We start from the raw sequence: 15,617 nt of genomic DNA on the forward strand, positions 1-15,617 counted from the left end.
ATGCTTGCCGGCGGGCTCAGGCATGGCCATGCGCGTCGGCGCGGTGCAGGCAGGTGACGCAGCACTTCGGCGGCAGCGTGCCGCCCGTCAGCGTGGCGATGCCGCCCGGCAAGAGGCTAGAGTGCAGCGCCGTGGAAGGTTCGCATTGCGCCGGCACCGGCGTATCGCCGAGATTGAGCCAGATCGACAGCACGCTGCCATCGCCGAGCGTCCAGCGCGCCACGAGCGCGCGATCGCCGAGAATCTCGACGCCCGCGCTGCGCGCACCGGCCAGGCGCGGCACGATCTCGTGCCGGCGGATCGACAGCAGTTCGCTGTAATAGTGATGCCACGCGCGGCAGTAGCCGTCGGTGTCGTCGCAATGCGGCCGGGAGGCCTCGAAGGTCTCGGGCGCATTCGGGTCGGGAATCTGTCCGGCGCGTGCCTCGTCGCGAAAAGCCGCGGCGGCGGCGAACTCCCGGCGACGTCCGTCGCGCACGGCCTGCGCGAGTTCGGGCGAATGATCGGTGAAGTACAGGAACGGTTCGCGCGCGCCGTCTTCCTCGCCCATGTAGATCAGCGGGATCTGCGGACTCAGCAGCTGCAGCGCCACGGCGGCGCGCAGTGCGTCCGGATCGGCGAGCGTCGTCAGCCGTTCGCCAAAGGCGCGGTTGCCGGTCTGGTCGTGGTTCTGCAGGAACATGACGAACGCGGTGGCCTCGAGCATCGCGCTCGGCTGGCCACGGCGCACCGCTCTGCCCTGCAGCGGTCCATCGGCGTCGCCCGAGCGATGCGGGGACAGCTCGCCCTGCCATGCGAAGCCCTCGCCCAGCACGCGCGCGAGATGGCGCAGCGCGGGAGTACCGGGGCCGGAGGGCGTCGTTTCGGGCAGGTCCGCATTGAACTCGCCGTAGTAGCCGTCATGCTCGCCGGTCAGCAGTACATGGAGCGCGTGATGCGCGTCGTCGTTCCACTGGGCGTCGTAGCCGCTGCGCAGAAGGCCGGCGTCATTGTGATCGTTTTCGAGAACGAGGTGCAGATGCCGGCCAGGGATGCAATGGCGGAGATGGTTCGCGAGTTGCGGCAGCCAGCCTTCATCTTCGATCGCGTGCACGGCATCGAGCCGAAGGCCGTCGAAGCGGAACTGTTCGAGCCAGTAGCGCGCGTTCTCGGTAAAGAAACGCCGCACTTCCGGTTGACGGAAGTCGATCGCGGGGCCCCACGGCGTCTGCCGGTCCTCGCGAAAGAAGCTGCTGGCGTAGCGATGGAGGTAATTGCCATCGGGGCCGAAATGGTTGTAGACCACGTCGAGCAGCACCATCATGCCGAGGCCGTGCGCGGTATCGACGAGTTCGCGCAGCTGATCGGGCGTGCCGTAGGCATGTTCGGGCGCGAACGGCAGCACGCCGTCGTAGCCCCAGTTGCGTGCGCCGGGGAATTCCGCGATCGGCATCAGTTCGACGGCGGTGATGCCGAGCGCGGCCAGGCGCGGCAGCACGCGCAGCGCGCCGGCGAAGCCGCCGTGCAGGCCCACGTGCATTTCATAGATCACGGCTTCGTGCCATGGGCGGCCGGTCCATTCGACATGCCGCCATGCATATCCGGTCTCGTCCGCCGGATGCCAGAATACGCTCGCGCCATGCACGTCTTCGGCTTGCGCGCGAGAGGCGGGGTCGGGGACCGTCGTGCCGTCGTCGAGCCGGAACCAGTAACGCGCGCCATGGCAGCAGGCGGTCACGGCCTCGAACCAGCCGCGCTCGCCCTGCGACATCAGGATGGGCGGCACGCCCGCGATTTCCAGCCGCACCGTTTGCCCCTGCGCGGCCGCATCGGGCGCCCACAATCGAAAGCGCACGCGTCCGTCGGCGAGTGCCGCGGGGCCGAAGCGATAGACCGCTTCGCCGTCTTCGTTGCACGGCAGCGTCCGCACATCGCCACCCAGCGTCTCCCAGTTGGCACCGGGCGGGGCGGGCGTCGCTGAAGGCTCCATCGGCATCGTCTGCATCATGACGCGTTCCGGTCAGGCAAGTGTGGCGGCAGCCACGGACTCCACAGTCGCGCCCTGCGGCTCGGCAACGGATGCCGGGCGTGCGGGCTTGCGGCTCCTCGGCGCCCTGGCCGGCTTCGTGGCAGCGGCCGCCTGGGCTTCGTCGCGCTCGATGGCAACCGCCAGTGTCTCCGCGATCGGTTGCGGAGCGATGGCGAGTGCCGGTGCAAGCGCGCCGTACAGTGCCATGTACTGGCGTGCCGGGCTGTCCCAGCTGAAATCGGTCTGCATGCCCACGCGCTGCATCGCGCGCCAGTGCCGCGACTTGCCCAGCCAGCCCAGCGCGCGCGTGATGGCTTCCGCCATGTCCTCCGCGCTTTCGCCGTCGAAGATGATCCCATTCGCGCGCGGGGCTGGCAATGCCTCGTGTCCCACATCGCGCACGGTATCTGCCAAACCGCCCACGCGCGAGACGATCGGCACGGTGCCGTAGCGCATCGCGTACACGGGCGTCAGGCCGAAGGGTTCGAAGCGGCTGCCATGCAGCAGCGCATCGGCGCCGGCATGCAGCAGGTGCGCGTCTTCCTCGCGATAGCCGATGGCGACCGCGACACGATCGGGATAGCGCGCGGCGAGTTCGACGTACGCAGCCTCGAGCGTGCGATCGCCGCAGCCGAGAATCGCAAACTGCACATCCGCATGCGCCGACACGATGATTTCGATCGCATCGAGCGCGACGTCCGCCATCTTCTGATGCGTGAGGCGGCTGCCCATGGCGACGATCGGGCGGTCCGCATCCTGCGGCAGGCCGAAGCGCGCCTGGAGCGCAGCCTTGCATGCCTTCTTGCCCGCCACGCTGCGCGCGTCGTAGCGCTGGGGCAGCAGGCGGTCTGTCGCGGGATCCCATGCCGACGTGTCCACGCCGTTCGGAATCGCGCCGAGTACATCGGCGCGATAGTCCAGCAGCCCTTCCAGGCCGTGGCCGAAGTGGCTCGTGCGGATTTCGCGCGCATAGGTGTGGCTGACGGTCGTCACGCGATCGGCGTAACGGATGCCGGCCTTGAGGAAGTTGAGCTTGCCCCAGAACTCGATGCCATCCGGCGCGAGATATTCGTCGGGAATGCCCAGCGTGCCGGCCAGCTCCATCGGGAACACGCCCTGGAACGCGAGGTTGTGGATCGTGCAGACCGTAGGAATGTGCAATCCGCGCATGCGCATGAACAGCGGCGTCAGGCCGGCATGCCAGTCGTGCGCGTGAACCATCGCCGGCGCCGGGAGCGGTGTCTCGCCCGCGGCGATCGCTGCGGCCGCATGTGCGAGCGCAGCAAAACGCTGCGCGTTATCGCAGAAATCGCGGCCCGTCGGATCGACGTAGAGCGAACCGGGGCGATCGTAGAGCGAGGGGCAATCGAGGAAAATCACGCGCGCGCCGCTGTCCGGCATCTGGCCCTCGAGCAGCCGGGCGGGACTATGCCCGGGAGGCAGCGCCATTGGCAGCCGGATCGCGCCCAGGCTGCGTACGCCGCGTGCCGCCGCGACCGCGCGCGGATAGCCGGGCATAAGGACAGACACGTTCGCGCCGCGTTGCTGCAGCGCGCCCGACAAACCGCCAATGACGTCGGCAAGGCCGCCCGTCTTGGCAAGAGGTTGCGCTTCCGCCGCGACGAAAAGGATGTTCGCGTTCAAGGTGGACTCCGGATGAAAACGAACCGCAGGTGCGGCGAGCGCCGCAATACAGGGTTCGTTCTTGTTATTGGCTCGTGGCGCGGAAAACGCGCGCCGACGACCAATGCGAAGTCCGTGCCAGCGTGCTGCACTGCGTGAAAACCGCGCCGGCACGTGTGCGGCGGTGGCTGCACGCCGGCGCATTGTCATAGGTGGATGTACAAGCTTCCTCGGTCGTTGTAGAAACTACCGCGCTGCCCCGTTCACGGTGCGCAGCGCTCGCTGAAGCCGGGTTCGCCCGCCTGTCGCGCGCCCTGAACCTGTCCGCTCGAACGGTGCAGCAGGCAGACCGGGACCGGCTCCACGCGCCAGATGCGGTCGGCATACTCGCGAATCGCACGATCGGACGAAAAATGCCCGGAGCGTGCGCTCGACAGGATCGACATGCGCTGCCAGCGCGCGCGGTCGCCATAGGCGTTGGAGACGTTCTGCTGGCAATGCACGTACGACGCGAAGTCCGCGAGCAGCATGTATGGGTCATGCTGGAGCAGGCCTTCGAAGAGCGGACGGAACACCGCGGCATCCCCTTTCGAGAAGAAACCGTGCTGAATCAGGTCGATGACCGCGCGCAGTTCGGGGTCGCTCTCGTAGAACGTGGCCGGCCGGTATCCCGCGGCCTTGAGCGCGTAGACCTCGGCCGCATTGAGCCCGAACGGAAAAAAGAAATCGGGGCCGATCGCGTCGCGCAGCTCGATATTGGCGCCGTCCATGGTGCCGATCGTGATGGCGCCGTTCATTGCGAATTTCATATTGCCGGTGCCCGAGGCCTCCTTGCCCGCGAGCGAGATCTGCTCCGACAGGTCCGCGGCGGGATAGATGCGCTGGCCATAGGTCACGTTGAAGTTGGGCAGGAACACCACCTTGAGCCGGTCACGCACCTGCGGATCGTTGTTCACCACGTCGGCAACCGACGTGACGAAGCGGATCATGAGCTTGGCATAGTGGTAACCGGGCGCGGCCTTGCCGCCGAACAGGAACGTGCGCGGCGTGATCTCCGCATGCGGATCCGACTTGATGCGGTGATAAAGCGCGATGATATGGAGCACCGCCAGATGCTGGCGCTTGTATTCGTGGATGCGCTTGACCATGACGTCGAACATCGACTCGGGGTCGATGACCACGCCGGTGGCGTCGCGCACGAGGCGCGCGAGGTCGCGCTTGTTCTCGCGCCGCACGTCGTACCAGCGCTCGCGGAACGCCGCGTCGTCGGCGTAGGGCTCGAGTGCGCGGATCTCGCCGAGGTCGCGGATCCAGCCGTCGCCGATGGCCTCGGTGACCAACTGCGTCATGCGCGGGTTGGACAGCGCAATCCACCGGCGCGGCGTGACGCCGTTGGTCACGTTCGTGAACTTGTCGGGCCACATCTCGTAGACGTCCTTGAGCACGTCCTCGCGCATGAGTTGCGAGTGCAATGCCGCGACGCCATTGATCGCATGGCTGCCCAGGCAGGCCAGATTGGCCATGCGCACATGGCGGCCGCCCTGTTCGTTGATGAGAGATAGCCGGGTGAGCCGGGTCTCGTCGCCATAGAATCGGATGCGCACGTCGTCGAGGAAGCGCGCGTTGAGCTCGTAGATGATTTCGAGGTGGCGCGGCAGGATGCGGCCGAACAGTTCGAGCGGCCATTGTTCGAGCGCCTCGGGCAGCAACGTATGGTTGGTGTAGGCAAAGGCGTGCCGTGTGATATGCCACGCCTCCTGCCATGGCACGTCGTGGTCATCGACGAGCAGCCGCATCAGCTCCGCAATACCGATGGCCGGATGGGTGTCGTTGAGCTGTACGGCGAACTTCTCGTGGAACCGCGTGACCGGCATGCCCTGGGTCGCCAGCAGTCGCATCATGTCCTGCAGCGAGCACGCGACGAAGAAATATTGCTGCTCCAGCCGCAGCTCCTTGCCCTGCAGGGTCTCGTCGTTGGGGTAGAGCACCTTGGTCAGGTTCTCCGACGTCACCTTCTTGTTGACCGCGCCCAGGTAGTCGCCACGGTTGAACGTGTGGAAGTCGAACGCTTCGGTCGCTTCCGCACGCCATAGCCGCAGTGTATTGACGGTGTTGACGCGATATCCCAGGATCGGCGAATCGAACGGCACGCCGTGCACGGTCTTGACCGGCACCCAGCGCACGCGGTAATGGCCCCGATCGTCGGTGTAATGTTCGGTATGGCCGCCCAGGCGCACCTGTACCGCCCATTCCGAGCGCTGGATCTCCCATGGGTTGCCGTTGCGCAGCCAGGTGTCGGTACTCTCCACCTGCATGCCGTCGATGATGTTCTGGTGGAAGATGCCGTACTCGTAGCGGATGCCGTAGCCGAGCGCGGGAATCTCGAGCGACGCGAGCGAGTCCATGAAGCACGCCGCCAGCCGGCCCAGGCCGCCGTTGCCGAGGCCGGGTTCCACTTCCTGCGCGAGGATTTCGTCGAGATCGAGGTCCAGCGAGGCCATGGCCGCGCGTACGTCGTCGAAGATCCCGAGATTCACGAGGTTGTTGCCGAGGTGCGGCCCCATGAGGAATTCCGCGGACAGATAGGCCACCGTGCGGGACGGCTGGCTCTGATAGGTCTCGGCGGTACTGATCCAGCGCTGCACGAGGCGGTCTCGCACCGTATGGGCGAGTGCCTGATAGAGATCGTTGCCGCTGGCATGGCCGGGCAGTTTGCCCTGCGTGTAGAAGACGTGGTCGAGAAATGCCCGGCGGATCGTCGCGCCCGACATCGCGGTGCGCGTGTCGTCGCCCTGATCCGTGTTTGCCGCGGGCGCGCCCCGCAGCCGTGTGGGTTCATTCATCGTAGGAGCTCCTTGGGGAGGGACGGGAGAGACCTCAGCCTCCATGCTAGAAAAAAAGCGCCGCGGCGCGTCAAGCGGGCGCGGCATTCGGTGCAATCCGTATGAAACGCGCGATAGGTACGAAACCTGCATCGCCCGTGCGTCAGGCACGTCGTTATGACGTAGCATCCAGCCCACGCCCCGGAGACAAGCCATGGCCACCCATATTCCGCACGAACCTGCCCGACGCCCGGACCATCGGCCCGACCAGTGTCCGGACCACGGCAAGGAGCGCGGCGACAAGCCCGCGCGCGACCTCCCGGACAAGCATCCTGTGCCGCCTTCCACGTGAGTGGCGTTGTAGTTTTTGCCCGCGCGAGCAGTTTCGGGTTACCGGCTTGCGTAAATAATGCGGTCATTGCCGACCGTCTATGATGAATGGACGTGTCGGTATTCACGCGCGTCCCCTGGCTTCCAAGAAAAGCAGCGCTCTCGCGATAAGAGAAGGACAACCTATGTGGCAGCGGCAGCCGTCGGTCTTTCAGCCGGCGCGGGAGGAATCCGCGGGCACGCGCGTGAGCGGCGTGTCGCGCGGCATATCGGATGTATCGAACGTATCGGCATCGCATCCCGCATGGCTCGACGCCCTGCAGGATGTTGCCGTATTCGATCTGGCCCCCGACGGGCATATCCGTCAATGGACCCACGCGGCCTGGCGCACGTTCCGCTATGCGGAGGACGAGGTGGTGGGACGGCATGTGTCGTGCCTGCTGTCGGGGGGCAGCAGGCACGGCGCCGATACGCACGACGACACCGTTTCGGCAGGCTGCGACCGGTGGCTCGACTCGGCACGCGACGAGGGCCGTGGCGAATGGCGCGGCTGGTGTGCGCGACGCGACGGCAGCGTCTTCTATGCGCACCTCGGTCTGGTGGTCCACGCCGACGGCATGGCCGTGGCATGTCACGACGTGACCGTGCGCCATGCGGCCGAGGAGCGCGCGGAGCAGGCCGAGGCCCGGCGCGCGCAACTGGCCAACGCGCTGCACGATCGTGCGGTCTGTGAACTGAGCCTCGATGGCACGATTCTGGAATGGAACGATGGCGCGACCGCGCTGACGGGGTATAGCGCGAGCGAGGCGATCGGCCAGCCCATCTCCCTGCTGTACTCGCGGCAGGACATCGCGGCCGGCAACGACCTCGCGGCACTCGAGGCGGTGCGCGCGCAGGGCGCGTGGAGCGGCGAAGACCGGCTGCAGCGCAAGGATGGTTCGCTCGTGCGCTGTGCCATCGGCCAGGTGCTGTCGCGCGACGCGGCAGCTTGTCCCACGGGCATTCTCTGGACCGCCCACGACATGACCGATGCCGCGCGGTTGCGGGAGTTGGAGGGCGCGGGCCGTCGCGTGCAGGCTTTCCTGGCCATTCTCGCGCATGAACTGCGCAATCCGCTCGCGCCTATCCGCAATGCGGTGGACGTCATCCGCCTGACCTCGCCGGCGGACGGCCGTATTCGCCATTGCGCGGATATCATCGGCCGGCAGGTCCATCTGCTGACGCGGCTCGTCACGGACCTGATGGATGTCGGGCGCGTGACCACGGGCAAACTCAAGGTGCAGCTTGCCCCGACCATGTACAACGAGATCGTCGGCACGAGCATCGAGGCGATTCGCCCGGTCATCGAGGCAGCCGGACAGCGCATCTCGGTGACGTTGCCCACCGATCCGCTGTTCGTCAATGCCGATGCGGGCCGGCTGGGACAGGTCCTGTCGAACCTGCTCAGCAACGCGACCAAATACACCGCGCGCGGCGGCGCCATCTCGGTCGATGTCGTCGCCGAGGGCGGAAGCGTCATCACCACCGTGGCCGACACGGGCGAAGGCATCGCACCCGAAGCGCTCGATCGCATCTTCAACCTGTTCACGCAGGAGGGCGATGCGGCGGGACAACGCAGCGGTCTCGGCATCGGCCTTGCGCTGGCGCGCGCCGTGGTGGAAGCGCATGGTGGTGCGATTCAGGCCAGCAGTCCCGGCGAGGGCCGGGGCAGTACGTTCACCGTGATCCTCCCGGAGGTGGAAATGGACGGCGAAGCGGTGGTACGCGCGGTGCCCGAAGCAAGCGTCTCGCGCCGCGTGCTGATCGTCGACGACAACGCGGACTCGGCGGACAGCATGGTGGAACTCCTCGCGGTGCTCGGCCACGAGGCCCGCGCCGCTTACGGCGGCGCGCAGGCGCTCGAGGTGGTGCGCGACTTCATGCCCGACGTGGTGCTGCTGGACCTCGAGATGCCCGAGATGAACGGCTACGAGGTGCTTGCCGCCATGCAGGCCCACGGGCTGCGGGCGAGCGTGTTCGCGCTGACGGGCCGCGGTACCGCGGACGACCGGCGCCGCGCACTCGATGCGGGCTTCGCCGAGCATCTGGTCAAGCCGGTCACCGTGGAGTCGCTGAACGGCGCGCTGCGGGGCTAGCGCCCCGCATTGCCCGCATTGTCGGCATTCCCTGCGTTCACGCATCCCCGCTCCGCAGCGCGCGCACGCGCGCGGCAACGTCGCTGCGTGCGAACAGCGCCCGGACATCCACATCGATCCGCCGCTGCCAGTTCGGATGGCCGCTGATCGTGCCCGGGAGATTGGGCTGCTCGACCGCACCGGTCAGGTCCTCGATCGGCACGAGCCGCAGCGGCGTGCGCGTGCGTCCCAGCCACGCGAGGATGGCCTCGATCGGCGGCTCCTGTGGCGGAAGGTCGCGCGCTGCGCCGTCGATCATCCCGCCCTCGACGAGCGCATGCCATAACGCCGCCCGATCGGCCGCGCGCACGGCCATCGCGCTGGCCTCGGTTTCGCCGGGGCCCAGCTGCCCGAGGCTCGCGCGCCAGGCGATATCGCGGCCGGCCCACCAGCCCGCGATGCTCGGCAGATCGTGCGTGGTCGTCGTGGCCACCGCCTGCACCGGCCATTCCGCTGCGGGCACGAAGCGGGCGGTCGTCCCCGCCGGTGGCTCGGCATCCCGCTCGAACCACAGCACGTCGATGCCGAGCACGCCGCGCGCCGCGAGGGCGGCATTGAGCGATGCGGGCACGGTACCGAGGTTCTCGCCGATGACGATCGCGCGATGCCGCCACGATTCCAGCGCCACGAGCCGCAGCAGATCGTCCAGCGGATAGGTCAGATAGGCGCCTTCGCGCGCGGAAGCGCCCTCGGGCACCAGCCACATGCGCGCGAGGCCCAGCACATGATCGATGCGCAGGCCACCCGCATGCGCGAGATTCGCGCGCAGCATCTCGATGAACGCCGCGTAGCCGTGCTGGCGCAGCCCGCGCGGCGAGAACACCGCGACGCCCCAGTCCTGCCCGAGCGGGTTGTACACGTCGGGCGGCGCGCCCGCATGAAAGCCGTTGAGGATCTCGGCCTGCCGCGTCCACGCGTGGCTGCCACCGGGATCGGTGCCCACGGCGAGGTCCGCGATCACGCCGATGGCCATGCCGGCAGCGCGCGCGCGACGCTGCGCGGCGGCGAGGCCGTCCGCGGCCAGCCACTGCAGGAAGGTGTGGAAGGCCACGTCGTCGGCATGATCGCGCGCAAAGGCGGCCACGGCGTCGTCGTGAGGGTCCCGCCATTCGGCGGGCCAGTTGCGCCAGTCGGCACCCGCCTCGCCATCGCGCTGCAGGCGATGCTGCTGCATCGCCTCGAAGCAGGCGTGCGCGTGCAGGGCGCTGCCACCCAGCGCGCGAAACGCCGAAAAGCGTTGCAGCACGTCCGCCGGCAGAAGCTGCGCCTGACGTTCCCATAACCATCGCAGCACGGCATAGCGCGCGGGAGACAGCGCGAGCCAGTCGATTTCGTCGCGCGCCTCTGCCGCGCGGAACGCCTCGGCCAGCGACAGGGCGTCGATCGCCGTCGCGACCGCCTCCGCGCCGAATACCGCGGCGGGGTCCACATAGAGCGGATTGAAGAACAGCCGGCTCGACGGCGAATAGGGGCTATAGCGTGACGGCAGCGCGGCAAAGCCCGCATGCAGCGGATTGATCGCGACCGCCTGCGCGCTCGCCTTGGCCGCGGCTTCGCAGGCATCGGCCAGCGCGGTCAGGTCGCCGAGGCCGGTCGGGGCACCCCGCCGCAGCGAATAAAGCTGCACAGCCAGTCCCCATGGATGAGCGTCGGGCTTTCCGCCGCCATGCTCGTTCAGGGCATCCTCCACGCCGTAGCAGCGCGGCGGGGCGACGGCGATGGTGGTGTGCAGGTCGCCGAGTACCAGGCGGTGATAGCCGGCCGTGGCGATGGGCGCCAGCGCGAGGACGCTGCCGCTTCTGCCCAAACCGGTGTCCGCGGCGGAAGTCCATTCCACGCGCCGCGCCACGTCTTCCACGACGCTGCCGTCTTCCATCTCGATGCGATACGGCCGCTGCGCGATCGCCTCGCGCCAGGGCACATGCACGGGGCGATCGATGTCGGCGGTGATCAGGGGCGGCAAGCCATGCGCGGCGTCTTCGGCCTCGAGCCGCGCGCGCGAGGCTTCGCACTGGTCATCGGTCTCGCACGGCAGGCCCATGGCCGTCAGCACGGTGCGGATTGCCGCGGGCGACAGCGTCTGCGGCTGGCCCCACGCGTCGTCCCATTGGGTTTGCAGGCCTGCCTGCGTGGCCAGCGCCGCGAGCGGATCGGTGTGATGTGTCGTCATGTTCAGCCGTTCTCTTCCTTCGATACGTCTGCCGCGAGAAGTACCGCCCCGTGTGCGGGCACAAGCTGCATCGCGCGTCCGTCGTCGCCATAGCGGACAGGGGTTTCCTCGTCGCCGGGCGCGGTGCTGTCGAACAGCACGCGCCACTGCGTGCCGGGCGCGGGCGGACGGAACACGGCGTCCTCGCAGCCCGCGTTCAGGCAGAGGAGGATCACCTGCACGACGTCCTGCTGGGCATGGTCGTGCGCGGCGCGGCGCAGCGCCAGCGTGCGTTCCTCGGGGTTGGCCCACTGCTCGGGGCTCAGTTCGTTGCCATCGGGGTCGAACCACGCGATATCGGCGAGGCCGGGCGCGGGGCGCGTGCGGCCGTGCACAAAGCGGTTTTCCGTGAGCACGGGCAATTGCCGGCGCAGCGCGAGCAGACGTTTCACGCATGTGAGCATCGGCGCGTTCGCCGGATCGGCCGCGGCGTTCCAGTCGAGCCAGGAGAGGGGGCTGTCCTGGCAGTAGGCATTGTTGTTCCCTCCCTGGCTGCGGCCCCATTCGTCGCCGGCGGTGATCATCGGCGTGCCCTGCGACAGCAGCAGCGTGGTCATCAACGCGCGCGCGACGCGGGCGCGCGTCTCGCGGATGGCGGGATCGTCGGTCGGTCCCTCGACGCTGCCATCGGGACTCCAGTTCGCGCTCGCGTTGTCGTCGTTGCCGTCGCGGTTGTCCTCGCGGTTCGCCTCGTTGTGCTTGTGGCTGTAGCTCACGAGGTCCGCGAGCGTGAAGCCGTCGTGCGCGGTGATGAAGTTGACGCTCGCCCATGGCTTGCGGTGGCGGCGGTCGAACAGGTCCGCGGAGCCTGTCAGCCGCGCCGCGAGCTCACCGCGCTGGCCCGCATCGCCGCGCCAGTAGCGCCGCACGTTGTCGCGGAACTTGTCGTTCCATTCGGCGAAGCCCGGCGGGTGATTGCCGACCTGGTAGCCGCCGGGGCCCAGATCCCATGGCTCGGAGATGAGCTTCACGCGCGACAGGACGGGATCCTGCAGTAGCGCGTCGAAGAAGCCCGAGCCCGGATCGAACCCCTGCGCCTCGCGGCCCAGCGTGGTGCCGAGATCGAAGCGGAAGCCATCCACGCGATAGCACTGCACCCAATAGCGCAGCGAGTCCATCACCATCTGGAGTACGCGCGGATGCGACATGTTGAGCGTATTGCCGCAACCGGTGTCGTTGATGTAATGGCGTTCGTCGCCCGGCATCAGCCGGTAGTAGCTGGCATTGTCGAGGCCGCGCCACGATACCGTCGGCCCGAGTTCGTTGCCTTCGCACGTGTGGTTGTAGACCACGTCGAGAATGACCTCGATACCGGCCGCATGGAGCCGCCGGATGGCGACCTTGACCTCGTGCAGCTGGTTCGCGGACAGGAACTGCGGCTCGGGCGCGAAGAACGCGAGCGAGTTGTAGCCCCAGTAGTTGCGCAGGCCGCGCTCGATCAGGAAGCGGTCCTGCAGGAATGCATGCACGGGCAGCAGTTCGATGGACGTCACGCCGAGCGCATGCAGATGATCGACGAAGCGCGGATCGGCCAGCGCCTCGAACGTGCCGCGGACATGCGGCAGCAGGTCCTCGCGCTGCATGGAAACGCCGCGCACGTGGGCCTCGTAGATCGTCGTCTGCGGCCAGGGCACGGCGGGTGGGCGGTCGTCGCCCCAGTGGAAGCTTTCGTCGACGACCACGCCCTTGGCCATCATCGGCGCGCTGTCGCGGCGGTCGGGCGTGAGGTCCGCGCGCGGGCTGTTGAGCCGGTAGCCGAACAAGGCGTCGGACCAGCGCACGGGACCCGAGAGCTGGCGCGCATAGGGATCGAGCAGCAGCTTGTGCGGATTGAAACGGTGGCCGCGCGCGGGCTCGTAAGGCCCGAACGCGCGAAGGCCGTACACGGTGCCGAGCGGAGCGTGGGGCAGGTATCCGTGCCAGACCTCGTCGGTGCACTCCGGCAACTGCAGCCGTTGCATCTCGCGGCGGCCATTGGCCGAGAACAGGCACAGGTCGATGCGGCTCGCATTGGCGGAGAACACCGCGAAGTTGACGCCTAGCCCGTCCCAGTGCGCGCCGAGCGGATAGGGCTTGCCGGGCAGCAGGCGGTCGATGGGTGCGCTCGCCATGAAGTCAGCTCCTTCCTGAGATGTCGTTACGGTTGTAATGATTGTTCTTGGACCGGGGGCTCACCTCGTGCAGCAGTCTCAATAGACTTACCCCGCGAATCGCAATACCAGCGTCGCCAGCGGCGGCAGCGTCAGTTCGACCGACGCGGGCTGGCCGTGCGACGCCGTGTCCCCGGCCTCCACGCGCCCGCCATTGCCGATATTGCTGCCGCCATAGACACCGGCATCGCTGTTCAGGCATTCGTCCCATGCACCCGCGAACGGCACGCCGAGACGGTAGCCGGGCCGCGGCACCGGGGTCATGTTCACCACGACCAGCACGACGTCGCGGCTGCCCTTGCCGGCACTGCGCAGATAGGCGAACACGCTGTTCTGGTGATCGTCGCCGACCACCCACTGGAAGCCCTCCGGGTGGTGGTCCATCGCATGCAGCGCGGGCAGTTCCCGATAGAGCCGGTTCAGGTCGCGCACGAGCGAGTGCACGCCGCGGTGCTGAGGCTGGTCGAGCAGCGACCAGTCGAGTTCGTCGTCGTGATTCCATTCGCGCCACTGCGCGAACTCCCCACCCATGAACAGCAGCTTCTTGCCCGGATGCGTCCACATGAAGGCGTAGTACGCGCGCAGGTTCGCCAGCCGCTGCCAGTCGTCGCCGGGCATGCGGCCGATCATCGAGCCCTTGCCATGTACCACCTCGTCGTGCGACAGCGGCAGCACGAATGCTTCCGACCACGCGTAGACCATGCCGAACGTCATGTCCGAGTGGTGCCACGGACGATGGATCGGCGCGTGCGCCATATAGCGCAGCGTGTCGTGCATCCAGCCCATGTTCCACTTGAAGTCGAAGCCGAGCCCGCCGGATTCCACGCTGGCGGTCACGCCGGGCCATGCGGTGGATTCCTCGGCGATGGTCAGCGCGCCGGGGCAACGTTCGTGCACGACGGTGTTGAGATCGCGCAGGAAGGCCACGGCCTCGAGGTTCTCGCGGCCGCCATAGCGGTTCGGAATCCATTGGCCCGCCTCGCGGCTGTAGTCGCGATACAGCATCGACGCGACCGCATCGACGCGCAGCGCATCGATATGGAAACGTTCGAGCCAGTGCAGCGCGCCGGCGAGCAGAAAGCCGCGCACCTCGTTCCGGCCGAGGTTGTAGATCAGCGTGTTCCAGTCCTGATGGAAACCTTCGCGTGGATCCTCGTGCTCGTACAGCGCGGTACCGTCGAAGCGCGCGAGGCCGTGCGGATCGGTCGGAAAATGCGCGGGCACCCAGTCGAGAATCACGCCGATGCCGGCCTGATGGCAGCGATCGACGAACGCCGCGAACTGCTCGGGGCGCCCGAGGCGCGCCGTCGGCGCGAACAGCGACAGCGGCTGATAGCCCCACGATCCGCCGAACGGATGCTCGGTCACGGGCAGCAGTTCGATATGCGTAAAGCCGAGGTCGCGGATATACGGCACCAGCCTGTCCGCGAGAATCTCCCATCCGCGTTCCGGATCGTTCGCGGCACGCTGCCACGACATCGCGTGCAGCTCGTACACGGACATCGGCGCGGTATAGGGATTCGCGGAGGCGCGCTGCCGCATCCACTCGCCGTCGTTCCAGCCGAACGGCGGCGCGCTCTGGCCCGCGCAGGCGACCACCGATGCGGTGGCGGGCGGCGCCTCGGTGGCCAGCGCCAGCGGGTCCGCCTTGTCCGGCAGCGCGGTGCCATCGGCACCGATCAGGTCGAACTTGTAGCGGGCGCCCGGGCCCGCGCCGAGCGCGGACGGGAGGAACAGTTCCCATACCCCGGAGCCGTGGCGCACGCGCATCGGATGGCGGGACGCGTTCCAGCCGTTGAAATCCGCAATCACGGATACGCGCTGCGCATTGGGGGCCCATACGGCGAACCGCACGCCGACCTCGCCATCGATGGTCATGCACTGCGCGCCCAGACAACTCCCGAGCTCGAGATGCCGGCCCTCGTTGATCAGATGCAGGTCCAGCTCGCCCAGCAGCAGGCCGAACGCATAGGGGTCGGCCGTGACCTGCTCGCTGCCGTCGGGCCAGCGGATGCGCAACCGGTAGTCGCGGGAAACGGGCTCGCCCTTGCCCCAGTTGGGTAGCCGGCCCGCAAAGACGCCGCCGCCATGGAGGCGCTTCATCTCCGCGACAGGCTTGCCGTCGGCGTCGGTGAGCCAGGCGCCCTCGGCACCGGGCAACAAGGCGCGCACGACCACGCCGTGGTCGTCGCGATGCGGGCCGAGCACGCCGAACGGGTCGGCCAGACGGCCGGCGAGCAGCGCCTCGATGACGGGATCGGGCAGGGTGGGCGTATCGGGCTGCAGGTCCATTTCTGCGGT

At 67.9% G+C, this 15,617-nt stretch carries 8 protein-coding genes; 2 read left to right on the plus strand and 6 right to left on the minus strand.

The features are described from left to right. Positions 1-16: 16 nt before the first annotated feature. The 3 genes from treZ to FOB72_RS28875 form a co-directional block, all read right to left on the minus strand. The gene (treZ, locus tag FOB72_RS28865; protein WP_223851624.1) at positions 17-1,987 is read right to left on the minus strand and encodes a malto-oligosyltrehalose trehalohydrolase; all 1,971 of its coding nucleotides are present in this window, start codon (positions 1,985-1,987) and stop codon (positions 17-19) included. Between the two features lie 12 nt (positions 1,988-1,999). Further along, entirely contained in the window at positions 2,000-3,652 is a 1,653-nt protein-coding gene (gene glgA, locus FOB72_RS28870; RefSeq protein WP_150376612.1) for a glycogen synthase GlgA, read from the minus strand. A gap of 242 nt (positions 3,653-3,894) precedes the next feature. After that, positions 3,895-6,474 (minus strand): glycogen/starch/alpha-glucan phosphorylase, encoded by a 2,580-nt coding sequence (locus FOB72_RS28875; RefSeq protein ID WP_223851625.1) that lies wholly within the window; start codon positions 6,472-6,474, stop codon positions 3,895-3,897. 193 nt (positions 6,475-6,667) lie between these two features. Here FOB72_RS28875 and FOB72_RS32325 point away from each other — a divergent pair, with 193 nt between their 5' ends. Next, positions 6,668-6,805, plus strand: a complete 138-nt coding sequence (locus FOB72_RS32325) for a hypothetical protein (protein ID WP_191002297.1) — start codon at positions 6,668-6,670, stop codon at positions 6,803-6,805. 163 nt (positions 6,806-6,968) lie between these two features. After that, positions 6,969-8,918, plus strand: a complete 1,950-nt coding sequence (locus FOB72_RS28880) for an ATP-binding protein (RefSeq protein WP_150376614.1) — start codon at positions 6,969-6,971, stop codon at positions 8,916-8,918. 37 nt (positions 8,919-8,955) lie between these two features. Here FOB72_RS28880 and malQ read toward each other — a convergent pair whose 3' ends face one another. The 3 genes from malQ to glgB all read right to left on the minus strand — a co-directional run bounded on the left by malQ (position 8,956) and on the right by glgB (position 15,608). Next, entirely contained in the window at positions 8,956-11,127 is a 2,172-nt protein-coding gene (malQ, locus tag FOB72_RS28885) for a 4-alpha-glucanotransferase (protein ID WP_150376616.1), read from the minus strand. Positions 11,128-11,129: 2 nt separating this feature from the next. After that, on the minus strand, positions 11,130-13,277 hold the full coding sequence (glgX, locus tag FOB72_RS28890; RefSeq protein ID WP_150376618.1) for a glycogen debranching protein GlgX: 2,148 nt from the start codon (positions 13,275-13,277) through the stop codon (positions 11,130-11,132). Between the two features lie 87 nt (positions 13,278-13,364). Further along, complete coding sequence (gene glgB / locus FOB72_RS28895) at positions 13,365-15,608, minus strand: 1,4-alpha-glucan branching protein GlgB (RefSeq protein ID WP_223851818.1); 2,244 nt, start codon at positions 15,606-15,608, stop codon at positions 13,365-13,367. Between the last annotated feature and the right edge of the window lie 9 nt (positions 15,609-15,617).

Source organism: Cupriavidus pauculus, assembly GCF_008693385.1.
GTDB classification, from domain to species: Bacteria; Pseudomonadota; Gammaproteobacteria; order Burkholderiales; family Burkholderiaceae; genus Cupriavidus; species Cupriavidus pauculus_D.

What these genes read in the sequence shown, in the direction of transcription:
- FOB72_RS28880 (WP_150376614.1), top strand. Translation starts at nt 6,969, where the DNA reads ATGTGGCAGCGGCAGCCGTCGGTCTTTCAGCCGGCGCGGGAGGAATCC.
- treZ (WP_223851624.1), bottom strand. Translation starts at nt 1,987, where the DNA reads ATGATGCAGACGATGCCGATGGAGCCTTCAGCGACGCCCGCCCCGCCC.
- malQ (WP_150376616.1), bottom strand. Translation starts at nt 11,127, where the DNA reads ATGACGACACATCACACCGATCCGCTCGCGGCGCTGGCCACGCAGGCA.
- FOB72_RS28875 (WP_223851625.1), bottom strand. Translation starts at nt 6,474, where the DNA reads ATGAATGAACCCACACGGCTGCGGGGCGCGCCCGCGGCAAACACGGAT.
- glgB (WP_223851818.1), bottom strand. Translation starts at nt 15,608, where the DNA reads ATGGACCTGCAGCCCGATACGCCCACCCTGCCCGATCCCGTCATCGAG.
- FOB72_RS32325 (WP_191002297.1), top strand. Translation starts at nt 6,668, where the DNA reads ATGGCCACCCATATTCCGCACGAACCTGCCCGACGCCCGGACCATCGG.
- glgX (WP_150376618.1), bottom strand. Translation starts at nt 13,277, where the DNA reads ATGGCGAGCGCACCCATCGACCGCCTGCTGCCCGGCAAGCCCTATCCG.